This is a genomic window from Allobosea sp. (assembly GCF_017308075.1).
Classification (GTDB): domain Bacteria; phylum Pseudomonadota; class Alphaproteobacteria; order Rhizobiales; family Beijerinckiaceae; genus Allobosea.
The window spans coordinates 46,440-67,765 of sequence record NZ_JAFKFX010000045.1; the positions used below are offsets into that span (position 1 = coordinate 46,440).

Annotated in this window: 21 protein-coding genes; 13 read left to right on the plus strand and 8 right to left on the minus strand. The window is 67.7% G+C overall.

Annotated elements, in window-relative coordinates; translation table 11 throughout:
- Positions 1-134 precede the first annotated feature (134 nt).
- Entirely contained in the window at positions 135-1,736 is a 1,602-nt protein-coding gene (locus J0J10_RS23065; protein ID WP_291634200.1) for an ABC transporter substrate-binding protein, read from the minus strand.
- A 223-nt stretch (positions 1,737-1,959) separates the two neighbouring features.
- Here J0J10_RS23065 and J0J10_RS23070 point away from each other — a divergent pair, with 223 nt between their 5' ends.
- Positions 1,960-2,889: a LysR family transcriptional regulator gene (locus tag J0J10_RS23070; protein WP_291649524.1), complete on the plus strand. Its 930-nt coding sequence runs from the start codon at positions 1,960-1,962 to the stop codon at positions 2,887-2,889.
- A gap of 12 nt (positions 2,890-2,901) precedes the next feature.
- Here J0J10_RS23070 and J0J10_RS23075 read toward each other — a convergent pair whose 3' ends face one another.
- Positions 2,902-3,138, minus strand: a complete 237-nt coding sequence (locus J0J10_RS23075) for an Lrp/AsnC ligand binding domain-containing protein (RefSeq protein WP_291641903.1) — start codon at positions 3,136-3,138, stop codon at positions 2,902-2,904.
- 59 nt (positions 3,139-3,197) lie between these two features.
- Positions 3,198-4,022: an alpha/beta hydrolase gene (locus J0J10_RS23080; RefSeq protein ID WP_291649525.1), complete on the minus strand. Its 825-nt coding sequence runs from the start codon at positions 4,020-4,022 to the stop codon at positions 3,198-3,200.
- Between the two features lie 118 nt (positions 4,023-4,140).
- Here J0J10_RS23080 and J0J10_RS23085 point away from each other — a divergent pair, with 118 nt between their 5' ends.
- The 3 genes from J0J10_RS23085 to J0J10_RS23095 are packed head-to-tail and all read left to right on the plus strand — an operon-like array spanning position 4,141 to position 7,499.
- Positions 4,141-5,145 carry an asparaginase gene (locus J0J10_RS23085; protein WP_291649526.1) on the plus strand — a complete coding sequence of 335 codons (1,005 nt, stop codon included), beginning with the start codon at positions 4,141-4,143 and terminating at the stop codon, positions 5,143-5,145.
- Positions 5,146-5,205: 60 nt separating this feature from the next.
- Positions 5,206-6,882 (plus strand): SulP family inorganic anion transporter, encoded by a 1,677-nt coding sequence (locus J0J10_RS23090; RefSeq protein ID WP_291649527.1) that lies wholly within the window; start codon positions 5,206-5,208, stop codon positions 6,880-6,882.
- Positions 6,882-7,499: a ParB-like protein gene (locus J0J10_RS23095; protein WP_291649528.1), complete on the plus strand. Its 618-nt coding sequence runs from the start codon at positions 6,882-6,884 to the stop codon at positions 7,497-7,499. Before J0J10_RS23090 ends, J0J10_RS23095 begins: the two co-directional genes overlap by 1 nt.
- A 9-nt stretch (positions 7,500-7,508) precedes the next feature.
- Here the strand turns inward: J0J10_RS23095 and J0J10_RS23100 are convergent, their stop codons facing one another.
- The 3 genes from J0J10_RS23100 to meaB are packed head-to-tail and all read right to left on the minus strand — an operon-like array spanning position 7,509 to position 10,562.
- Positions 7,509-8,888, minus strand: coding sequence for a TIGR03808 family TAT-translocated repetitive protein (locus J0J10_RS23100; protein ID WP_291649529.1), 1,380 nt, complete (start codon positions 8,886-8,888; stop codon positions 7,509-7,511).
- 43 nt (positions 8,889-8,931) lie between these two features.
- A complete protein-coding gene (locus J0J10_RS23105; protein WP_291649530.1) occupies positions 8,932-9,591 on the minus strand; it encodes a pyroglutamyl-peptidase I family protein in 660 nt (219 codons plus the stop codon).
- Positions 9,588-10,562, minus strand: coding sequence for a methylmalonyl Co-A mutase-associated GTPase MeaB (meaB, locus tag J0J10_RS23110; RefSeq protein WP_291649531.1), 975 nt, complete (start codon positions 10,560-10,562; stop codon positions 9,588-9,590). The genes J0J10_RS23105 and meaB overlap by 4 nt, the downstream gene beginning before the upstream one ends.
- Before the next feature lie 125 nt (positions 10,563-10,687).
- Between meaB and J0J10_RS23115 the strand changes: the two genes are divergently transcribed.
- Positions 10,688-11,839, plus strand: coding sequence for an alpha/beta hydrolase (locus J0J10_RS23115; protein ID WP_291649532.1), 1,152 nt, complete (start codon positions 10,688-10,690; stop codon positions 11,837-11,839).
- Between the two features lie 94 nt (positions 11,840-11,933).
- On the plus strand, positions 11,934-12,938 hold the full coding sequence (locus tag J0J10_RS23120) for an alpha/beta hydrolase (protein ID WP_465247245.1): 1,005 nt from the start codon (positions 11,934-11,936) through the stop codon (positions 12,936-12,938).
- Positions 12,939-12,941: 3 nt separating this feature from the next.
- Here the strand turns inward: J0J10_RS23120 and J0J10_RS23125 are convergent, their stop codons facing one another.
- On the minus strand, positions 12,942-13,412 hold the full coding sequence (locus J0J10_RS23125) for an Lrp/AsnC family transcriptional regulator (RefSeq protein ID WP_291641924.1): 471 nt from the start codon (positions 13,410-13,412) through the stop codon (positions 12,942-12,944).
- A 132-nt stretch (positions 13,413-13,544) separates the two neighbouring features.
- Here J0J10_RS23125 and J0J10_RS23130 point away from each other — a divergent pair, with 132 nt between their 5' ends.
- Entirely contained in the window at positions 13,545-14,828 is a 1,284-nt protein-coding gene (locus J0J10_RS23130) for a cystathionine gamma-synthase family protein (RefSeq protein WP_291649534.1), read from the plus strand.
- On the plus strand, positions 14,825-15,667 hold the full coding sequence (locus tag J0J10_RS23135; protein WP_291649535.1) for a lytic transglycosylase domain-containing protein: 843 nt from the start codon (positions 14,825-14,827) through the stop codon (positions 15,665-15,667). Before J0J10_RS23130 ends, J0J10_RS23135 begins: the two co-directional genes overlap by 4 nt.
- Positions 15,668-15,781: 114 nt before the next feature.
- On the opposite strand, the gene J0J10_RS23140 is transcribed toward J0J10_RS23135, so the two are convergent.
- On the minus strand, positions 15,782-16,501 hold the full coding sequence (locus tag J0J10_RS23140) for a DUF3750 domain-containing protein (protein ID WP_465247246.1): 720 nt from the start codon (positions 16,499-16,501) through the stop codon (positions 15,782-15,784).
- Between the two features lie 130 nt (positions 16,502-16,631).
- Here J0J10_RS23140 and J0J10_RS23145 point away from each other — a divergent pair, with 130 nt between their 5' ends.
- The 5 genes from J0J10_RS23145 (at position 16,632) to J0J10_RS23165 (ending at position 20,998) form a co-directional block, all read left to right on the plus strand.
- The gene (locus tag J0J10_RS23145) at positions 16,632-17,768 is read left to right on the plus strand and encodes a polyamine ABC transporter substrate-binding protein (RefSeq protein WP_452119087.1); all 1,137 of its coding nucleotides are present in this window, start codon (positions 16,632-16,634) and stop codon (positions 17,766-17,768) included.
- The gene (locus J0J10_RS23150) at positions 17,765-18,943 is read left to right on the plus strand and encodes an ABC transporter ATP-binding protein (RefSeq protein WP_291649537.1); all 1,179 of its coding nucleotides are present in this window, start codon (positions 17,765-17,767) and stop codon (positions 18,941-18,943) included. The genes J0J10_RS23145 and J0J10_RS23150 overlap by 4 nt, the downstream gene beginning before the upstream one ends.
- Positions 18,940-19,839, plus strand: a complete 900-nt coding sequence (locus J0J10_RS23155; protein ID WP_291649538.1) for an ABC transporter permease — start codon at positions 18,940-18,942, stop codon at positions 19,837-19,839. The genes J0J10_RS23150 and J0J10_RS23155 overlap by 4 nt, the downstream gene beginning before the upstream one ends.
- A complete protein-coding gene (locus J0J10_RS23160; RefSeq protein WP_291649539.1) occupies positions 19,836-20,630 on the plus strand; it encodes an ABC transporter permease in 795 nt (264 codons plus the stop codon). Before J0J10_RS23155 ends, J0J10_RS23160 begins: the two co-directional genes overlap by 4 nt.
- Positions 20,631-20,731: 101 nt before the next feature.
- Positions 20,732-20,998, plus strand: coding sequence for a hypothetical protein (locus J0J10_RS23165; protein ID WP_291649540.1), 267 nt, complete (start codon positions 20,732-20,734; stop codon positions 20,996-20,998).
- Positions 20,999-21,326 lie beyond the last annotated feature (328 nt).

A 21,326-nucleotide genomic window follows, 5' to 3' on the forward strand; every position in this document is an offset into this window, starting at 1 on the left:
TTCCGGAGCGGGATGCGAAACGCCAGCCGACCGGTGTGCCGGCCGGATGGCGCTCCCGCAGTCCAACAAGAAAAGAGTTTCGCGCCGTCCGGACCGGGCTTCAAGCGGGTCCGGACGGGTGTCGATAGTCCGGCTTATTCTTTCCGGATGCCGGTGGCGAGGGTGTACTCGTCCGTCCGGGCCTGGACCTTGACACCCTTGCGCGAAGCCCAGGTGTTCAGCTGGTAATGGGTCGGGATCAGGCCGACATCGTTCATGCCGATCTCCATCGCCTCGGCCAGAGCCTGGTCGCGCTTGGCGTCGTCGACCGTGCGCAGCGCCTCTTCCAGCTTGGCGTCGAAGGCCTTGTTGGAGTAGCGGCCGCGATTGGTCGCGCCCATGCCCTTCGGCGGGTCGAAGGTCGCGAGCAGCGCCTTGAGCGAGTCGGAGGATTCGCCCGTGCCCGCGCCCCAGCCGACGAGGATGAAGGAGAATTCCGGCACATTGCCCTGGCCGCCCTGCGAGGCGCGGGTGAAGAAGTTGGCCGAAGGCAGCGTCTCGACCTCGGTCTCGATGCCGAGGCGCGAGAACATCTGCGCCACCGCCTCGATGATCTTGGTGTCGTTGAGGTAGCGGTTGGTCGGCCCGTGCAGCTTCATCTTGAAGCCGTTCGGATAGCCGGCCTCGGCGAGCAGCTTCTTGGCGCCGTTGAGGTCGAAGGCGACGGGCTTCAGCTTCTTGGAGGTGCCGAAGAAACCGTCGGGCAGGAGCTGGCCGGCGGGAATCGCCTCCTTCTCCATGATACGGTCGACGATCGCCGGACGGTTGATCGCCATCGACAGCGCCTGGCGGACCTTGAGATTCTGCAGCGGGTTCTTGATCTCGGAGCCGTCCTTGCCCTTGATGAAGGGCGAGACCTCGCGGAAGTGATCCATGTGGAAATAGATCACCCGGTTCGAGACCGTGCTGGCGACGCTGAGCTTGGCATCGCCCTTGAGGCGGGCGACGTCGGAGGTCGGCACGTTGTCGATCACGTCGACATCGCCGGCCAGCAGCGCCGCGACGCGCGTCGGCGCCGAGGTGATCATCTTGAAGGTGACCTTCGACCAGGGCTCCTTGCCGCCCCAGTAGTCCTCGTTCGGCGTCAGCACGACGCGGTCGCCCGCGACATATTCGGCCTGCTTGTAGGCGCCCGTGCCACCGGCGGCGCATTTGCCGAGATTGAACTCCTCGGTGGTCGTGTCCTTGCACTTGGCCGAGATGATGCCGAAGGTCGAAAGATCGGTCGGCACCAGCGGCGCCGGCGTCGCGGTCTTCACGCGAATGGTGAAATCGTCGACCTTGCTGAATTCCTTGCCGCGCACATAGGCGGAGAAGCTCGACGGGCTTTTCGGCACGTTCGGCGCGCGCTGCATGGTGGCGATCACATCGTCCGCCGTGAACGGCGAGCCGTCATGGAACTTGACGTTCTTGCGGAGCTTGAACTCCCAGGTCGTGTCGTCGATCGCCTTCCAGCTTTCGGCGAGCAGCGGGGTCAGCGTCTGCTTCTCGTCCTGCCCGACCAGCGGCTGGTAGATGTGCCGCGCCAGCATGTTGTTGGGCGAGACGTTGTGATAATGCGGATCCATCGCACTGAGCTCGGCCGAGATGCCGACGCGCAGCTCCTGGGCCGATGCCCCCCCAGCGATAGCCATGACGGGCGCCGCGAGAAGCGCGGCCTTCAGGCCTTTCAGCCCGATCCTGCTGATCTTTTCCATTATGCCCTCCCGATGGCCTGAGCCGCCATCTTGAACAACTGAACCATGGCTGGCGAGTCACCGGTTCTCCGGAGCTTCCCCTGTTTTCGCCTTGGCAGGGAGCCTAGAGGCGTTTTCTATGCTTGTAAATTATAGATGGCAGTCGACTGTATAACGTCTGCGCATATTCGAATGCGGCATGCGGATTCATGCAGGGGCGAGGGCGGTTGCGATGGAGAAGCCGGTGGCCGGCAAAGGAGGAGCACGGCAAGCGCCCAGTCTGCGCGAGCTCGAGATCCTGCAGGCGATGATCGCGACCCGGAAGACCGTGGCTGCGGCGCAGATGCTCGGCATTTCGCAGCCGGCGGTGTCGCGGGCGCTGGCGGCGTTGGAAGCGCATGTCGGACGGCCGCTCTTCATGCGTGAGGGTGGGCGCCTGGTGCCGACCGGCGACGCCTTCGCGCTCGAGGCGGAGGCGCAGCCGATCTTCGACGCGCTCGAGCGCCTGGCCGGCTGGCCTTCGCAGACAGCGCCGGCGAGCGTGCTGCGCATCGCCGCCGCGGCGACGCTGGCGCAGTTCGTGCTGCCGCCGGCGCTGGCGCGCTTCCGGATTCAGGAGCCGGATGTCGTGGCCAATGTCGAGATCGGCACTAGCTCCTCCGTCATCGCTCAGGTCGCCGATCGCGCTGCCGATATCGGTCTGGTCGACGTTCCCGTGCCGCATATCGGCGTTCGCAGCGAGGTTTTCCGCGAGGCGGTGGCGCATGTGGTGATGCCGGAGGATCATCCGCTCGCGGCGCGCGCGTTGCTCACACCGCGCGACCTCGCCGAGGAACCGCTGATCGCGGCGGCGCGGCGCTTCCCGGTCCGCTTCGAGGCCGACAGAGCCTTCGCCGCTGCCGGCATCGCGCCCCGGCTGGTCGCCGAAGGGGCGACCGCGACCTTCATGGCGGAACTGGTGCGACAGCGCGTCGGCCTCGCGCTGCTCAACCCGTTTCCGCTGACGCTCGGTGGCATGCAGGGACTGGCGGCCCGGCGCTTTGCGCCGCGGATCGCCTATCGCACCTCGCTGCTTTTCCCCGCGACCGGCTCGGTCGCCCCGGCGGCGCGGCGCTTCGCCGATCTTCTGCGCGCCTGGCAGCCCGAGGACGGGCTAACGACGCCGATCCGCTGAGGCCCGGGAGGTTCAGAACGCCTTGAAGGTGATGATCGTGTGGGTGTCGGCGATCTCGGGGATCGACTGCACCTTCTCGGCGACGAAATGGCCGATATCGACATCGGCGGCGACATGGAACTTGGCCAGGATGTCGTAATTGCCGGCGGTCGAGTAGATCTCCGAGGCGATCTCGCGGTCGGCGAGTTCGCTCGCGACCTCGTAGGTCTTGCCGAGCCTGCATTTGATCTCGACGAAGAAGGTCTGCATTGCGCGCTCCGGAACGCTGTGTCCTGAAGCGCTTCTGGATAGAGGCTTGCGCCGGAAGATCAAGCGCCGGCGAGGGCGGCGATGCGCCGGCACATGGCGCTGTCGGGATCGGGCAGGGCCGCCAGCACGGTGAAATGATTGGCGCCCTCGATCTCCTCATAGCGCGTCCGGACGCCGCCGAGGCCCCAGACATCGGTGATGCGCCGGCTCTGCTTCAGATATTCCTCGCTCTCCGCCCCGCCGACCACGGCGTCCATGATCAGCCCTGAAGGGGCCGGCCAGAACAGCGGGCTTTCCAGCTCGGCCGCTTCCATCGTCAGGCCCAGCGCCTTGTTGATGCTGGTCTCGGTCAGGGGCTTCAGATTGTAGAGGCCGGAAATGCCATAGGCCGCGTGGACCAGATGGTCAGGCAGCTCGGGGTCGACATTCTTCCAGTCGGTCGCGAGCAGGCAGGCCGAAAGCTGGCCGCCGGCCGAATGTCCGGCCGCCAGCACGGGCAGGCCGAAGCGCCGCCAGATCGCCGCTGCGGCCTGCTGCATCTCCCAGACGATATGGCCGATCTCGACCTGCGGGCAGAGGTCGTAGCCGGCCACAGCGACCGGCACGCCGAGCCGGTTCAGGCCGCGCGCCATATGCGAAAAATAGCTGGGATCGAGCGCCTGCCAGTAGCCGCCATGGATGAACAGCACGATCGCCCGGCTGTTGACCGTCTCCGGCTTGAACAGGTCGTAATATTGCCGCGGGCTCTCGCCATAGCCGACGCCGAGCTCCGAGACGGCCTCGCTGCGATAGGCGGCGGCATCGGCCGCCCAGCCGGCGATCAGCGCGGGATGCTCGGGCACGCGGGCGCGGTTGTTGTATTGCGTCTCGTAGTCCTGGGACATGGCGTTCCGGCTGATGGGAGATCCCTGCCTCGGCAGGCGTCCGCCACTCTGCGTCATGGTCTTTGACAGGTCGAGCGACAAACGCGACAAATCCGCCGCAGTTCCGCCGGAGGCTCTTATGGACAATCCCGTTCTCGCCGAGGTCACGCGTGGCGGCGTCGTCGAATCGCGCCATCGCGGCGCGGCGATCGTCATGGATGCTGACGGGGCCGTGGTGCTGGCGCTCGGCGATGTCGAGCGGCCGGTCTTTCCGCGCTCGGCGGTCAAGGCCTTGCAGGCGCTGCCGCTGCTGGAGAGCGGTGCGGCCGAGCGCTACGGCCTGAAGCCGGCCGAGATCGCCCTCGCCGTTGCCTCGCATTCCGGCGAGGAGGCGCATGCGCAGACGGCGCTCGGCATGCTGCGCAAGGCCGGCCGGGAGGCCGGCTGCCTCGAATGCGGCGCGCATTGGCCGATGGGCGAGGCCGCTGCGCGCGCCCTCGCCAAAGCGGGCAGGGAGCCGACCGCGCTCAACAACAACTGCTCGGGCAAGCATGCCGGCTTCGTCTGCCTCTCCTGCGGTCTCGACGAGGACCCGGCCGGCTATGTGAAGCCCGGCCATGCGGTGCAGCAGGCGGTGCGCCGCGCTCTGGAGGAGACGACCGGCGCTGCCCACACCAGCGAACTCTCCGGCACCGATGGCTGCTCGATCCCGACCTATGCCGTGCCGCTGAAGGCGCTGGCGCTCGGCTTCGCCCGCTTCGGCACCGGTCACGGCTTCGGTCCGAAGCGCGCCGAGGCGGCGCGGCGCATCCGCGAGGCGGTTGCCGCCAATCCCTTCATGGTCGCCGGCACCGGCCGCTTCGACACCCGCTTCATGGAGAAGTTCGGGGCGCGCGCCTTCATCAAGACCGGCGCCGAGGGCGTCTATTGCGGCTCGCTGCCGGAACTGGGCTACGGCATCGCGCTGAAATGCGATGATGGCGCCGGCCGGGCCGCGGAGGTCGCCATGGCGGCGCTGATCGAGCGCCTGCTGCCGCTGGACGAGGACGGCAAGGCCGCCTTCGGCGGTTTCCGCGAAAGCGTGCTGAAGAACTGGAACGGCATCGAGGTCGGCAGGATCCGGGCGGCGGCAAGCCTCGCCTGAGGCGCTTGACGGCCGCTGATAGCTGCGCGCAGGCTCGGCTGGCCCTGCCGGGTCCGCTCCATGCCGCAAGATCTCGACAAAGCCGACCGTTCCACCGCCGCCAATGGCGCGGGCCTGCTCGGCCGTGATTTGCTCGCCGGTCTGACGCTGGCGGCGATCACCATTCCCGAGCAGATGGCGACGGCACAGCTCGGAGGCTTCGCGCCGCAACTCGGCTTCTTCGCCTTCGTCGCGGCGACGCTGGGGTTCGCCGCCTTCGGCGCCAGTCGCGTCCTGACGGCCGGCGCCGATTCGACCATCACGCCGATCTTCGTCAGCGGCCTCGCGGCGCTCGCCGCGAGCGGCGCCATTCCACCGGGCGCCGCCGCGCTCCTGGCATTGCTCGTCGGTGTCGCCCTGCTAACCGCTGGCGGACTCCGGCTCGGCTGGATCGCCGACCTGCTTTCGGTGCCGGTTCTGACCGGCTTCCTCGCCGGCATCGCGGTCCACATCGCGGTCTCGCAGTTGCCGGGGCTGCTAGGCATTCCCGGCGGCGGACATCACATCGCCGGGCAGCTCCAGGCGATCTGGAGCCGGATCGGCGATGCCAGCCCGTTCGCCCTTGCCATCGGCCTGTTCACCCTGGCGACGATGAATCTGTGCGAGCGCCTGGCGCCGCGCCTGCCCGGCGCGCTGATCGCGCTGGCCGCCGCGACCGCCGCCGTAGTGTTGTTCGGACTGGCGGCGCGCGGCGTCGCGGTCCTCGGTGTCCTGCCTTCGGGCTGGCCGGCGCTGGCCTGGCCGCACTTCGACTGGGCCGATTTGCGTGGTCTGGTGCCGCTCGCTCTTTTGCTCGCGCTGGTCGTGATGATGCAGACGGCGACGGTGAGCCGCTCCTTCCCCGACGGCGAAGGCGCCGAGCCGCGGATCGACCGCGATTTCGTCGGCCTCGGCGCGGGCAATCTCCTCTCCGGCCTTGCCGGCGCCTTTCCGGTCAATGCCAGCCCGCCGCGCACGGCTGTGGTCGTCGAAAGCGGCGGCGTTTCGCAGCGCGCCGCGCTGCTGGCCGCCGCCATCGTGCTGGCGCTGGCGGTTGCCGGCGGCGCGCTGCTGGCGCAGGTGCCGGTCGCGGCCCTCACCGGGGTCCTGCTCTTCATCGCCCAGCGCATCTTCCGTCTCCGGCAGATCCGCGCCATCGCCCGCCAATCGCCGGCGGAATTCGCGCTCATCCTGCTCACGGCCATTGCGATCATCTGGCTGCCGATCGAGACCGGCGTCGCCATCGGCATCGCGCTCTCGCTGCTGCACGGCGTCTGGATGACCACCCGGAGCCGGCCGCTGGAGCTCGGGCGGCTGCCCGGGACGACAATCTGGTGGCCGCCCGGTGACGGCTGTGTGACGCAGAATGAGGAAGGCGTACTGGTCGCGGCCTTCCAGGCGCCGTTGCTCTTCGCCAATGCCGAGAGCTTCAGGCACGGCATGATGGCGTTGATCGCGCAGCGACGGCCGGCGCTCTTGGTGCTCGAGGCCGGCGGGATCGCGGCGGTCGACTATACCGCGGCACAGGCGCTGCTCTCCCTGATACGGGAGTGCCGGGAAGGCGGAACCGCCGTCGCCATTGCGCGGGTCGAGTCGGTGCGCGCGCTCGAGGCGTTGCGCCGCTTCGGCGTCATCGCCGAAATCGGGGAGGACCACCTGTTCCATAGCGTCGAGGAGGCGCTTCGGACCCTCGACCAGCACAGCGGCGGGAGGAGCTGATGAAGTTCGAGATCGAGCCGCAACTGATCGCGACGGCGATCACGGATCTGCGCCCGACCCAGATCACCGTCGGCATGCGTGAGGTCGAGGCCAAGCGCCTGCGCTGGCGCGAGGAGAGCGTGGACAGGGACGCGCTGTATCTGGGCGGGCACGCGGTTCCCGTCGTCCTGGGTCCGAAGAGGCGGCCCTATCTGGTCGACCACCATCACCTGGTGCTCGCCCTGCATCTCGAAGGTGAGCACCGTGTCCTGACGACGCAGCTCGCTGATCTGAGCCGGCTCGACAGGCAGGCCTTCTGGACCTTCCTCGACAATCGCGGCTGGATGCACCCCTTCGATGCCGACGGGCGGCGACGCGGCTACGGCCATATTCCGCGCAGCATTTCCGATCTGGTCGACGATCCCTATCGCTCGCTAGCCGGGGCGCTGCGGCTCGCCGGCGGCTATGCCAAGACCGAGATGCCGTTCGCTGAATTTCTCTGGGCCGATCACCTGCGCCGGCGGATCAAGCGTGCGACCGTGGAGGGCGCATTCGGGAAGGCGCTGAAGCGGGCGCTGGTCGAAGCCAGGAAGAGCGATGCCGAGCACCTGCCCGGCCGGTGCAGAGCAGAGGCCTAGCCAAACGCCTCAGCCCACCGCGTTGCTCTCCACCCTGACGCCGGCGGCGCGCCGGTCTTCGGCCTTGGTCAGGTCGCCGGTGACGGCCTTGCCGTACTCGGTGCCGACGACGGCGCCGAGCTTCGCCTCGCTGATCACATTGTTGGCGATCAGGGCGTTTCGCTCCTTCGGCACCAGCGAGACCGAGATGCCGATCCCGGTCTTGCGCACCATGTTGCCGGTGGCGACGAGATTGCGCATCCCCCAGGACCAGCCGAGCGAGATGCCGACCTCGCTGGCGTTCTCGATGACGTTGCCGGTGACGCTGGCCTCGGCCTCGACATGCACGCCCATGCCGCCGATCAGCTCCTTGCCCTTCGGCGCCAGGCCCTTCTGGGCATTGCGGACGATGTTGTTGGCGAAGACGGACAGGCGCCCGCCATGGTCGAGATTGGTGATGTTGGCGCCCTGGGCGCAGTCCTCGACGAGGTTGCCCGCGATGATCGCGCCCTCGAAGGCGAATTCCGAGTAGAGCCCGACCTCGCCGCAGCGCCTGCCCTGATTGCCGAGCATCTGCACGCCGGAACCGGAATTGTTGCGGATGAAGGTCAGCGCGCAATCGCGCAGCGTATTGCCTTCGATGATCACGCCGCCGGCCCGGAACAGGCTGATGCCGTTGCCGTTCGGGCCGTCGCCGCCGGCATCGTTGCGGATGCGGTTGACCCGGTTGCCGCGGATGAGGCTCTGCTCGTCGCCGGCCTGGCTGCGCCAGAGCTGGATGCCGTTATTGCCGCAATCCTCGACCGTGTTCGCCTCGATCGAGAGCCCGCGCGAATCCAGCGAGAACAGGGCGGAATCGCGCATGCTGCGGAAGCGGCTGCGCGCGATGCGGCCGCCCGTCCGGTTCAGCGTCAGGCCGACCGAGCCGGCATTGGCGAACTCGCAATCGGCGAGGCCGAGATCGGGCACTTCGTCCACCGCCATCAGCCCGTTGAGCTGGCCGATGCGGATGTCGAGCCCGTCGAGGAGGATGCCGGAAACAGCCGCCCGTTTGATCCGGCGCGCGACGAGCAGCGGGGCGGCCTGCGCCGCGATGAACTGGGTGGCGCCGGGCACGCCGACAAGCCGCGCCCCTTCCGGCAGCACGACATTGGCGATGCGGTAGCGGCCGGGCGCGACGAGCAGCGGCGCATCGCGCTTGACCGCTTCGACGAGGGCATTCTGCAGGATGCGAGACTGATCGTCGGTCGAGCCCGGGCGCAGCCCGTATTGCGAGGCCTCGATGCCGAGCGCGCCGAGCGGCGTGGCGGAGGCGGCGCGTGGCGCCGATTGCGCCAAAGCGGGAGCGGCCGCGCCAGCGACTGTGCCAAACAGGGCCGCCTGCAGCAGATTTCGGCGCGAAACCGTCATGAGACCCTCCATCGGCGCGGAGGGGTTCAAGCTGCGTGCCGCGTCAGCGGCTGCGCTGCCGGGCGTTCCGCTTGCCGGAGCCGGCGAGCGTGCGGCCGAGCTCCGCCAGCGCCGCGGCGAGCTGCGCAGGCCCCGGTCGGAACCGGGCGATCCGGTTCGCCGGTCTCGTCCCGGCACTGGGCCGCAGCCAGGGGACATGGATGAAGATCACCGGCACGCCGGCGTCGCGGCCGCTGAGGGCGGCGGCGTAACAGGCGTCGCAGAGATAGCGCCCTGCGGTAGGCGAGAGCCTGGTCCTGATACCGGCCCGGCGCAGTGTTTCGAGTGCCGCGCCTGTGCTGGCTGAGCTGCGCAGCGGCATGCCGCGCGCAGGGGCGGGCGCTGCCATTGGCGTCGCGCCGCGGGCATCGGCGTGCAGCCGGCTCGAGCGGCCGCGCGCGAACAGCTCGACCCGAACGAAGCGGGCGCGGGCGGCGAGGCCGAGCATCAGCACCGCGCGCGGACGGGTCTCGTCGAGATGCCGGCGCAGTGCCGGAAGGCCGCCCGAATAGCTGGTTTCCAGAACCAGCGCTCTTGCGTCCATGCCGGCCCGGGCCAGCCGGCCCGCGACAGCCCGGGCGAGTGCTGCGGTCGGGTTGACCCGGACATGGGGAAAAGGGCCGAAGCCGGTGACGAGCAGATCGACGCCCGTCGCCGCGGTCACAGGCCGAGCGCCCGGGCGATTTCGGCGGCGGCCAGCGTCGGCGGCATCTCGCCGCTCGCCACTGCGGCCTCGAGCTTCGGCGTGCGCGCCTTCAGCGCCGGATCGTGCCGCAGTCTGGCCTGGAGCCGGTCCTGGACCATCGCCCACATCCATTTCACATCCTGCTGGCGCCGCTTCTCGGCGATCAGGCCCTTGGCTGCCAGGCGGTCGCGGTGCTCCTCGATCTTCGCCCAGAGCTTCTCGAGCCCGTCTCCGGTCAGCCCGGAGATGGTCACGACAGGTGTCGACCAGAGCGCCGAGGCCGGTGCGAGGATGTGCAGCGCCGCCTTGTACTGGGCCGCTGCGGCCCGCGCCGCGGTGGCACCGTCGCCGTCGGCCTTGTTGACCGCGATCATGTCGGCGAGCTCGATGATGCCCTTCTTGATACCCTGCAATTCGTCGCCGGCATTGGGCAGCATCAGCACCAGGAAGAAGTCGGTGAGGTCGGCGACCGCGGTTTCCGACTGGCCGACGCCGACGGTCTCGACCAGGATCACATCGAAGCCGGCGGCCTCGCAGAGCAGCATGGTCTCGCGCGTCTTCGCGGCGACGCCGCCGAGCGTTCCGGACGAGGGCGAGGGCCGGATATAGGCGTCGGGGTCGACCGCGAGCCGGGCCATCCGCGTCTTGTCGCCGAGAATCGAGCCGCCGGTGCGGGTCGATGACGGGTCGACCGCCAGCACGGCGACCTTGTGGCCGAGCCCGGTCAGATAGGAGCCGAGCGCGTCGATCGTCGTCGACTTGCCGACGCCCGGTACGCCGGTGATGCCGACGCGGATCGCCTTGCCGGCATGCGGCAAGAGCCTTTGCAGCAGGGCTTGCGCCAATTCGCGATGGTCGGCCCGGCGGCTTTCGGCCAGCGTGATGGCTCGCGCCAGCGCTGCCCGATCACCCGCCAGAATCGCATTGCCGAGCGCGTTCAGGTCGATCATGCCCTGCTGGTAGCAAGTGCATGGCCGCGGAGGAAGAGCGCGATTGTAAGGGGCCTGTGTCCTGGCGGCACTTGATCCGCGGGCACCGCGGTGGGACGAATCGCCGGTTGTTGGAGCGCCGCCTGTTGTCCCGGTTTCGATTGATCGTGCTGGCCTTGCTGGCCCCTCTTGCGCTCGGCGCCTGCGGGGGCACGCCGCGTACCCTGGTCCTGGCCGACACGGCGCAGGGCGACACCGTCGCCAGCTTCCCGATCTTCGTCGCGACGACGCGCGCGCCGGCCGAGGAGCCGAGCTATTTTACCGGCGAGCGGGCCGCGACCCTGTCCTTCGCCCGACTCGACATGACGGTGCCGCGGGCCCACAAGACCGGCGAGCTCGAGTTGCCGGCCGTCGGTGCGAAGGCCGATCCCTCGCTGCATTTCGCCGTCAGCAAGGTCACGTCGCTGGAACGTGCCCCGATCACCGCGCAGGTCCGCGCTGAACTCGCCAGACGCAAGCCGGTCGACCGTGACGTGCTCGTCTTCGTCCATGGCTACAACACCAATTTCGCCGACGCCTCCTATCGCTTCGCCCAGATCGTCCATGATGCCGGATTCAAGGGCGTGGCCGTGCTGTTCACCTGGCCTTCGCGCGGGCAATTGCTGCAATATCCCTATGATCGCGAGAGCGCCTTCTATTCGCGGGATTTCCTCGAGGCGGCCCTGCGGGGCATCTCGCGCGAGCTCGGGGCGAGCCGGATCGACATCCTCGCTCATTCCATGGGCACGCTGGTGACGCTGGAGGCGTTGCGGCAGGCGGCTATCCGCGGTGACGGCAATTTCGGCGGCAAGCTGCGCAACGTCATGCTCGCGGCGCCAGATATCGATCTCGACGTGTTCAAGACGCAGCTCAGAGAGATCAAGCGCGAGATCACCGTGTTCGTTTCCGCCGACGACCGCGCGCTCGCCTTCTCGCGACGCTTCGCCGGCGACAAGACGCGGCTCGGCGCCATCTCCGCCAAGGATACCGAGATCGTTGCCGATCTCGCCCGCAACGGCGCCCATATCATCGATCTCTCGGACATCTCGACGAGCGACCAGCTCAACCACGGCAAATTCGCCTCCTCGCCCAAGGTGGTGCAATTGATCGGCCGCCGTCTCCAGGCCGACCGGGGCATAGCGATCGCCGGTCCCGGCTTCGGCGACAGGCTCGGCGACATCGCCGGTGGCGTGGTCGGCACCTTCGGCTCGACCGTCGAATTGGTGGTGACGGCGCCGGCAGCGATCGCCGGCCGCTGAGCGGTCGTCGCTGCGCCGCATTCTGGCCGCGTTGATTTGGCTTAAGGCCTCGGCGGCCGGTTGGCGCGCGCTCCCCAGTTCCCGGATTCCTGCCATGTCAGCCTCGCGGCCTGCCGTGTCCCGTCGTTCCTTCCTTCTCGTTCCGCTGCTCGGGCCGGCGCTCGCCGCCTGCGTCCCGAGCGAGGCGATGGTCTCGCCGTTCACCGGACCGGCCGATGCTTCGGCCTTCGGCAAGGAGCCGCAACTGCTCGTCGCCACGACCCGCAAGCCGACGGGCGACCGGCCGCCCTATTTCGGTTCGGATCGCGGCAGCGGGCTGACCTTCGCCGAGGCGCGCCTGGCGGCGCCGGGCCGTGGCGTCGCGGCGCAGGTGAGTTCCGTCGTCAGCGGCGACTGGGCGGTGCTCGGCGTCCAGCGTCGCAATTCGGGCGACGCGGCGCGGGTCTTCGCCGAGGCCGCCAATGGCCGCGACGTGCTGCTTTATGTCCATGGCTACAACGAGACCTTTGAATCGGCGGCTCGCAGCGCCGGCCAGCTCTCGCATGCGCTCGCCTTCGATGGCCGGACCGCGCTCTTCACCTGGCCCTCCGGCGGCGGGCTGCTCGCCTATGCCTATGACCGCGAGAGCGCGCTCTGGTCGCGCGACGGCTTCGTCCAGACGCTGAAGGCGCTGGTCGCCAACCCGATCGCCGGTCGTGTCCACATCGTCGCCCATTCGATGGGGACCTTCCTGGCTCTGGAAGGCCTGCGCGAACTGCGCGACCTGCCGGGCTTCACCGACAGGATCGGCTCCGTCGTCTTCGCTTCACCCGATGTCGACATCGATGCCTTCGAGCAGACGGTGTCGAAGCTCGGCCCGATCGCCAGGCGCATGACCGTGATCATCGACCCCGGCGACCGGGCGCTGGCCGTCTCCTCGCGCATCGCCGGCGGCGTCGCCCGGGCCGGCGCTGCCGATCGCGAGCGTCTCGAAGGGCTCGGGGTGCGCGTCGCCGATACGGCTGGGCGCGGCTGGAGCATGCTGCGCCATGACCTCTTCCTCTCGGACAGCGAGGTCACGCAGGTGGTCAGGCGCGCGATCGACCGCGCCGGCGGCTGAGGCTCACAGCGGCGGCAGCCCGACCCGCTTCTTGATCGTCGCCAGCGCGAAGTTCGACTCGACCGACTGGATGCATTTCAGTCGCGTGACCTTGAGCTTCAGGAAGCGCTCATAGCCCTCGATGCCGTCGGTCAGCACGCGCAGCAGATAATCCTGCGATCCCGTCATCAGATAGCATTCGGCGACTTCCGGCCAGGTTTCGACGGCTTTTTCGAATTCGGCGATGTGCTCCTGGGTCTGCTGGCTGAGGCGCACCGAGACGAAGACGCTGAAGGGCAGGCCATAGGCCTTGGGGTCGACGATCGCCGAATAGCCCTTGATCACGCCGCTCTCTTCCAGCCGTTTCAGCCGGCGCAGGCAGGGCGTCGGCGACAGCCCGACCTTCTGCGAGAGATCGTGATTGGTGATGCGGCCATCCTCCTGCAGCAGGGCGAGCATGCGGCGGTCGGTGCTGTCGAGCATGATCTGCTCCATCTCCAGAAAGATTGAGCGGAATCTTGCTCAAGCGATCCTTAGAATGTCGATGATCATTCATGCAATGGCGCCCGGATCGTCATAGGCTGGGGCCACGAAAGCGGTGCGGTGCACCGGCAACGGAGGCGGATCATGAGCCAGGACGACTATCACAAGGACCGGATCGCCAATCGCAAGCTTCACCCCGAAACCCTGATGATGGGCTTCGGCTATTCGCCGGCGATGTCCGAGGGCTCGCTCAAGCCGCCAGTCTTCCTGACCTCGACCTTCGTTTTCGAGAACGCTCAGCAGGGCAAGGATTTCTTCGACCTGACCGCCGGCCGCCGCCAGCTCAAGCCGGGCGAGAAGTCGGGCCTGGTCTATTCGCGCTTCAACCATCCGAACATGGAGATCCTGGAGGACCGTCTGGCGATCTGGGACGAGGCCGAGAAATGCGCGGTCTTCGCCAGCGGCATGGCGGCGATCGCCACCACCTGCTTCGCCTTCCTGCGGCCGGGCGACACCATCCTCCACAGCCGCCCGCTCTATGGCGGCACCGAGACCCTGCTGAAGAACCAGATGGGCGCTTTCGGCGTCACGCCTTTCGGCTTCACCGACGGCATCGACGTCGCCCAGATGCGCAAGGTCGCGCAGAACGCCGCCGCCAAGGGCCGGGTCGCGATGATCCTGGTCGAGACGCCGGCCAATCCGACCAACGGCCTCGTCGATCTCTCGGCCTGCAAGGCGATCGCCGACGAGCTGGAGAAGAGCCAGGGCCATCGCCCGCCGGTCGTGGTCGACAATACCATGCTCGGGCCGATCTTCCAGAAGCCGCTGAAGCACGGCGCCGATCTCTCCCTGCTCTCGCTGACGAAATATGTCGGCGGCCACAGTGATCTCGTTGGCGGTTCGATCAGCGGCTCGGAAGCCCTGGTGCGGCAGGTCAAGGCCTGGCGCGGTTCGCTCGGCACCCAGCTCGATCCGAACTCGTGCTGGATGCTGATGCGCTCGCTGGAGACGCTCGACATCCGCATGCAGCGGGCCAATGAGAACGGCCGCAAGGTCGCGGATTACCTGCTGAACCACCCGAAGATCGCCAAGGTGCATTATCTCGGCAATCTCAGGGATGGCGATCCGCGCAAGGCGGTTTTCGACCGGCAGTGCAGCCAGCCCGGCTCGACCTTCGCCTTCGATGTGAAGGGCGGCGAGAAGGAGGCCTTCGCGGTCCTCGACAATCTCCAGATCATGAAGCTCGCGGTCAGCCTAGGCGGTACGGAGACGCTGGTCTCGCACCCCGCCGCGATGACCCATTCCGGCGTCGCTCGCGAACTGCGCGAGGAGATCGGCCTGACCGATGCGCTGATCCGGATCTCGGTCGGCATCGAGAACATCGAGGACCTGATCTCCGATCTGGCGCAGGCGCTGGAAGCTGCGTGAGGCAAGGTGGGCGCCGCGCTGTCGTCGCGGCGCTGGCCGCGACCTTGTCCGGTGGCCCGGCGTTGGCCGAGCCACAGCAGGAGAGCGTGGCGCAGACCATCTGTCGCCTGATCGAGGGGGCGGCGAAGCAGCATGAGCTGCCGGTCGCCTTCTTCACCCGGCTGATCTGGCGCGAGAGCAGCTTCCGCCCTCATGTCACCAGCCCGGCCGGGGCGCAGGGCATCGCCCAGTTCATGCCGGGCACTGCGAACGAACGCGGCCTCGCCGATCCTTTCGATCCTGAGGCGGCGATCCCGCATTCGGCCGCCTTCCTGGCGGCGCTCAAGGGGCAGTTCGGCAATCTCGGCCTCGCCGCCGCCGCCTATAATGGCGGCCCCAATCGGCTCGCCCGCTGGGTCGCGCGCGGCGGTTCGCTGCCCTATGAGACGCAAGCCTATGTCCGCTTCATCACCGGACGCTCGGTCGAGGAATGGCGCCTCGGTCCCGGCGAATCACCCCCGCCGGCGACGACGCAGGAAACCGACTGCCTGACCGCCGTCGCCTCGATCCGGACGACCGCCCCGGCCGTGCTGATCGAGGGCGCCTATGGCCCGTTCGGTGTCCAGCTTGCCGGAAATCCTTCGAAGGCCCGCGCCATCGCCTCCTATCAGCGCGTCGCTGCCCGCTTCGCCGCATTGCTCGCCGGCAAGCCCACCATGGTTCTCGGCTCGGCGGTGCCGGGTCGGGGCAGGGCGCGCTATTACCGGGTCAGGCTGCCGGCGCAGAGCCTGCGCGAGGCCACCGTGACCTGCAACCGCCTGCGGCAGGCCGGCGGGGCCTGCCTCGTGCTGCGGAATTGACAAGGCAGGTCATTCTCGGACGAAGCGAAGCGCCGATCCGAGAATCTCACGACGAGTGGCGCTGACCGGAGCTTTCCGCGGCCTGAGATGCTCGGGGCAAGCCTGAGCACGACGTCAAATCCCCACGCGCCCCCAGCCGGGCAGCTTCAGCGCCGGCTGGCGCAAGTCGAGGCCGGCGACGAGACCGAGCAGGTTGATCTCGATGCCCTCGACCCAGCCGAGCGAAAAGCCTGCGAGCCCGTAGAGCGAGGCCTGCACCCCGGTGCGGCTCGGCGTCCAGCCGGCGTAGAGACCGCTTTCGCGCCAGTCCTTGCCGATCGCGGTCGGCGGCAGGGCTTGGCCGAGCTCCGGGACCTCCGCCAGCACGTGCTGGACGAAGCTGTTCGAGTTCGGCCCCGGCCAGGCGGCGTAGGTGCCGTATTCGCTGTAGCCATAGCTCTTCACGGCCTCGCGGATGCGCGGGATCAGCACCGCCGCCGCATCGCCCTTCATTTCGGCGACGAGTTCCGGCGCATTGCCGAACCAGCGTCCGTCGGCCTCGCGATGGTTGACGCGCACCGGATTGCCCCAGCCGACCACGTCGAAGCGGGTATAGGCCTTGGCGCCGGCCTCCTTCACCACCACCCAGGAATGGTGCGCGAAGACGCCACGCCAGCGGCCGACCCGTGCCGCGAAGACGTGGATGGTCGCCTCGGATTCGGTCGCGGCGGCGGGCAGCAGGGAAGCGCTCGACCAGTCGGCCCGGCGCCAGTCGGCGGCCAGGGGCTGCCAGGACCACCAAGCCGCATGAGTGGCGAGCGGCAGCAGGAAGAGCACGCAAAAGAGGAGGAGCAAGCGTCGTGTCATGTGGCAGTAGGAAATAGGGCCGAGCCTGCGCCTCGCAAGCTGTGGTCACCGCTTCAAGATCACGAAATCGAGGTTGAGCGTTTTCGACAAGCTGATAGCTTGCCGCCGCTAGCGCAGCATGTCCGTGAGGAGGGGCAGATTGAGTGAATTGACGTCGGTTCTGAAAAGCATCGCGACCGGAGCGGCCCTCGGCCTCGCCCTTCTCGCGGGAACCCCGGCCCAGGCGCAGGACAAGGAACTGCGCATCTTCAACTGGTCCGACTACGTCAATCCGGAGGTGCTCGACGCCTTCAAGAAAGAGACCGGCATCACGGTCGTCTACGACACGTTCGACCAGATGGAGACGGTCGAGACCAAGCTGCTCGCCGGCAAGACCGGCTATGATCTCGTCGTCGTCACCGCATCCTTCCTGCCGCGGCATATCCCGCTCGGCCTCTACACGCCGGTCGACGCCGCCAAGGTGCCGAACCTCAAAAATGCCTGGCCGGAAATCCAGCAGCGGCTCGCAAAATACGATCCCGGCAACAAATACGCCGTGAACTACATGTGGGGCACGACCGGGATCGGCTACAACGTCGCCAAGATCAAGGAACGGCTCGGCCCCGATGCGGTGATCGATTCCTGGAGCATCCTGTTCGACGCCGAGAAGCTGAAGAAGCTCTCCAATTGCGGCGTCCACGTGCTCGACGCGGTCGAGGAGATGTTCCCGGCGGCGCTGCGCTATCTCGGGCTCGATCCCGACTCCAAGAAGGAAGCCGACCTCAACAAGGCCGGTGAATTGCTGCGCAAGATGCGCCCGCATATCCAGAAATTCCACTCGTCGGAATATATCAACGCGCTCGCCAATGGCGATATCTGCCTGGCCGTCGGCTATTCCGGCGACATCCTGCAGGCGAAGAAGCGCGCCGAGGAAGCCAAGAACAAGGTCGAGATCGCCTATTCGATCCCGAAGGAAGGCGCGCTGATGTGGTTCGACTCCTTCGTGATCCCGAAGGACGCCGCCAATCAGGACGCGGCGCTGAAGTTCATCGACTTCGTCAACCGTCCGGAAATGGCGGCGAAGAATTCGGATTTCATCCAGTATGCCAATGGCAACATCGCCTCGAAGCCGATGCTCTCGGCCGAGGTGCGTGACAATCCCGGCATCTATCCCAGCGATGCCGTGATGGCCCGCCTCTATACGATCACCCCTTACGACCAGAAGACGCAACGGGTGGTCAATCGCCTCTGGACCCGCGTCAAGAGCGGGCGGTGAACGCGTCTTCCGACGCAGCGACGCGGCGCTCCTCCCCGGGCAGCGTCCGTCGCGACTTCCAGCCCTGGAACGACCCGGCGGCGAAGCCGCTGGTCGAGTTCCGTAATGTCACCAAGCGCTTCGGCAAGGTGACGGCGGTCGATGCGCTCTCGCTTTCGATCCATGCGCGCGAGTTCTTCGCGCTGCTCGGGCCGTCCGGCTGCGGCAAGACCACGCTGATGCGCATGCTTGCCGGCTTCGAGCAGCCTGACGAGGGCGAGATTCTGCTCGACGGCGTCGATATCACCACCGTGCCGCCCCATCAGCGGCCGGTGAACATGATGTTCCAGTCCTATGCGCTGTTCCCGCATCTCTCCGTCGGCGACAACATCGCCTATGGATTGAAGCGCGAGGGGCTGCCCAAGGCGCAGGTCCGCGAACGGGTCGACGCGATGCTGAAGCGCGTCAGGCTGAACGGTTTCGAGGGCAGGCGGCCGGACCAGCTCTCCGGCGGCCAGCGCCAGCGCGTCGCGCTTGCTCGTGCGCTGGTCAAGCAGCCCAAGCTGCTGCTGCTCGACGAGCCGCTGGGCGCGCTCGACAAGAAGCTGCGCGAGGCCACCCAATACGAACTGATGGACCTCCAGACCGATCTCGGCCTGACCTTCATGGTGGTCACCCACGACCAGGACGAGGCCATGACCATGGCCGACCGCATGGCCGTGATGGACCAGGGCCGGCTGCTCCAGATCGCGCCGCCCGATTTGATCTACGAGGCGCCGGCCAATCGCTTCGTCGCCGAGTTCGTCGGCGATATCAACCTGATCGAGGGCAGGGTGACAGCGGTCGAGGGCGATCTCGTCACGCTGGAAAACCAGCATGTCGGCGTGATCGAGCTCGACGAGGATGCACCCTCCTGCCAGCCGGGCGATGCGCTCGCCATCGGCCTGCGACCCGAGAAGATCGGGCTCAGCCATGACGAGCCGCAGCAGGCGGTGAACAAGGTCGCCGGCGAGATTTGGGATATCGGCTATCTCGGCGACATGACCATGATCCAGGTGATGGTCGGCGGCGACGAGGGAAAATTGCTCAAGGTCTCGCTGACCAACCGCACGCGGCGCATCGAGCGCCCCTTCGCCTGGGAAGACCGGGTCTGGCTGTCCTGGGATATCGAAGCCGGCTTGGTGCTGGCATCGTGAGCGGCGCGGTTCCCCGAGCCGCCGGCGGGTGCGGGCTGCTCGTCGCCGCGATACCCTATCTCTGGCTGCTCGCCTTCTTCCTGGCGCCCTTCCTCATCGTGCTGCGGATCGCGCTCTCGGACGCGGCGACCGACCAGCCGCCCTATGCGCCGCATTTTCTCGGCTTCGACGCGCTCGGTGAGTTCTTCGCCGGGCTCGATTTCGAGAATTTTCGTCTGCTCGGCGAGGATGCGCTCTATTGGCAGAGCTATCTCTCCTCGCTGCGCATCGCCGGCCTGACCACGCTGATCGCGCTCGCGCTCGGCTATCCCCTGGCCTATGCGATGGCGATGGCGCCGAAGCGCTGGCAGAGCATCCTGCTCCTGCTCGTCGTCCTGCCGTTCTGGACCTCCTTCCTGATCCGCGTCTACGCCTGGATCGGCATCCTGCGGCCGCAGGGGCTGCTCGACATGGCGCTGGGCTGGCTCGGGCTGGCGAGCGAACCGCTGCGCCTGCTCAACACCGACACCGCCGTGCTGATCGGCATGGTCTATTCCTACCTGCCCTTCATGGTGCTGCCGCTCTACACCACCTTGCAGAAGCTCGACGGCACGCTGGTCGAGGCCGCCGCCGATCTCGGCGCGACGCCGCTCACCAGCTTCCGCACCGTGACCTTGCCGCTGTCCTTGCCGGGCATCCTCGCCGGTTCGGCCTTGGTCTTCATCCCGGCGATCGGCGAGTTCGTCATTCCCGATCTGCTCGGCGGGCCCGATACGCTGATGGTCGGCAAGGTGCTCTGGAGCGAGTTCTTCTCCAATCGCGACTGGCCGCTGGCCTCGGCGGTGGCGATCGTGCTGCTGATCGTGCTGGTGCTGCCGCTCGTGCTGCTGCAGCGGGCGGGGAGGGCGGCGCGATGAGGCGGTTTGGCAGCTTCCATCTCGCCGCGCTCGTCCTCGGCTTCGCCTTCCTCTATCTGCCGATCGTCGCGCTGATCGCCTATTCGTTCAACGCCTCGCGGCTGGTCACGGTCTGGGGCGGCTTCTCGACGCATTGGTATGTCGCGCTGTTCAACAACCAGCCGCTGCTCGATGCCGCCTGGCTGACGATCCGCGTCGCGCTGGTCTCGGCGACGCTGGCGGCCGGCCTCGGCACGCTCGCCGCGCTGGCGCTCGTCCGCTATCGCAGCTTCGCCGGTCGCACCCTATTCTCCGGCATGGTGCTGGCGCCGCTGGTCATGCCGGAGGTGATCACCGGCCTGTCGCTGCTGCTGCTCTTCGTCGCCGGCGATATCGAGCGCGGTTACTGGACCGTGGTCATCGCCCACGCGACCTTCAGCCTCGGCTTCGCCTGCATCGTGGTGCAGGCGCGGCTCGCCGGCTTCGACCGCTCGCTGGAGGAGGCGGCGCGCGATCTCGGCGCGACGCCGCTGACGACCTTCTTCACGGTAACGCTGCCCTTGATCTGGCCGGCCGTGCTCGCCGCCTGGATGCTCGCCTTCACGCTCTCGCTCGACGATCTCGTGATCGCGAGCTTCACCAGCGGGCCGGGTGCGACGACCTTGCCGATGCGGCTCTATTCGGCGATCCGCCTCGGCGTCTCGCCGGAGATCAACGCCGCCTGCACGATCCTGATCGGAGCTGTGGCCGTCACGGTGATCGCCGCCTCGCTGCTGCTCAAGCGCGAGGCGCTGGCCGGCGAGAAGGGTTGAACGGCAGGTGAATGCCGGCCTCAAGGCCGGTTCAGGGCAGGGCTGCGAAGGTCCGGGGCATGGACGGGGAGTGACCCCGGCCACAGCACAGGACAGGAACCATGTTCCGCAAGCTCGCTACCGCCGGCCTCGCTGCCCTCGCCCTCGGTTCCGGAGGGCTTGCCATGCTGAGCCTTGTAGGCAGCGGCGAAGCTCAGGCCTATGACCGCTATGAGCGTCAATATGAACGCCGCGCCTATGGCTGGCGCCCGTCGCCACCGGCTTTCCACGGCTATTGGGGCCAGCGTCGCTGGCAGCGCTGGAACGAAGAGCGGCGCGACGACGTCTACGGCTATGGCCGCCGCTACGGGGACCGCTACTGGCGCTAGCGTTCCCCGGCTTTTTGCGGCCCCGCCGCGTCATCCTGGACCAGCCGCGAGAGCGGCGCAGCTCCGGGATCCATCGTAGGGCGCCAGCGGTCTTCGATGGATCCGGGGACGAGCTTCGCTCGCCAGGATGACGGTCGTGGCTGAGGGGAGCTGGCGGGTTTCTCGGCTCCCCGGCTGCCTACTCCGCGGCTGATTTCTGGGTGTATCCGAGTTTCTGGTTGAGTTCCTCGAGGAGCTTTTCGGCGGCGTCGGCGATCACGGTTCCCGGCGGGAAGATCGCGCTGGCGCCGGCCTTGAGCAGGGTCTCGAAGTCCTGCGGCGGGATCAC

What these genes read in the sequence shown, in the direction of transcription:
- J0J10_RS23090 (WP_291649527.1), top strand. Translation starts at nt 5,206, where the DNA reads ATGCCGCAAGATCTCGACAAAGCCGACCGTTCCACCGCCGCCAATGGC.
- J0J10_RS23100 (WP_291649529.1), bottom strand. Translation starts at nt 8,888, where the DNA reads ATGACGGTTTCGCGCCGAAATCTGCTGCAGGCGGCCCTGTTTGGCACA.
- J0J10_RS23165 (WP_291649540.1), top strand. Translation starts at nt 20,732, where the DNA reads ATGTTCCGCAAGCTCGCTACCGCCGGCCTCGCTGCCCTCGCCCTCGGT.
- J0J10_RS23160 (WP_291649539.1), top strand. Translation starts at nt 19,836, where the DNA reads ATGAGGCGGTTTGGCAGCTTCCATCTCGCCGCGCTCGTCCTCGGCTTC.
- J0J10_RS23145 (WP_452119087.1), top strand. Translation starts at nt 16,632, where the DNA reads ATGTCCGTGAGGAGGGGCAGATTGAGTGAATTGACGTCGGTTCTGAAA.
- J0J10_RS23120 (WP_465247245.1), top strand. Translation starts at nt 11,934, where the DNA reads ATGTCAGCCTCGCGGCCTGCCGTGTCCCGTCGTTCCTTCCTTCTCGTT.
- J0J10_RS23130 (WP_291649534.1), top strand. Translation starts at nt 13,545, where the DNA reads ATGAGCCAGGACGACTATCACAAGGACCGGATCGCCAATCGCAAGCTT.
- J0J10_RS23065 (WP_291634200.1), bottom strand. Translation starts at nt 1,736, where the DNA reads ATGGAAAAGATCAGCAGGATCGGGCTGAAAGGCCTGAAGGCCGCGCTT.
- meaB (WP_291649531.1), bottom strand. Translation starts at nt 10,562, where the DNA reads ATGATCGACCTGAACGCGCTCGGCAATGCGATTCTGGCGGGTGATCGG.
- J0J10_RS23075 (WP_291641903.1), bottom strand. Translation starts at nt 3,138, where the DNA reads ATGCAGACCTTCTTCGTCGAGATCAAATGCAGGCTCGGCAAGACCTAC.
- J0J10_RS23095 (WP_291649528.1), top strand. Translation starts at nt 6,882, where the DNA reads ATGAAGTTCGAGATCGAGCCGCAACTGATCGCGACGGCGATCACGGAT.
- J0J10_RS23080 (WP_291649525.1), bottom strand. Translation starts at nt 4,022, where the DNA reads ATGTCCCAGGACTACGAGACGCAATACAACAACCGCGCCCGCGTGCCC.
- J0J10_RS23085 (WP_291649526.1), top strand. Translation starts at nt 4,141, where the DNA reads ATGGACAATCCCGTTCTCGCCGAGGTCACGCGTGGCGGCGTCGTCGAA.
- J0J10_RS23125 (WP_291641924.1), bottom strand. Translation starts at nt 13,412, where the DNA reads ATGGAGCAGATCATGCTCGACAGCACCGACCGCCGCATGCTCGCCCTG.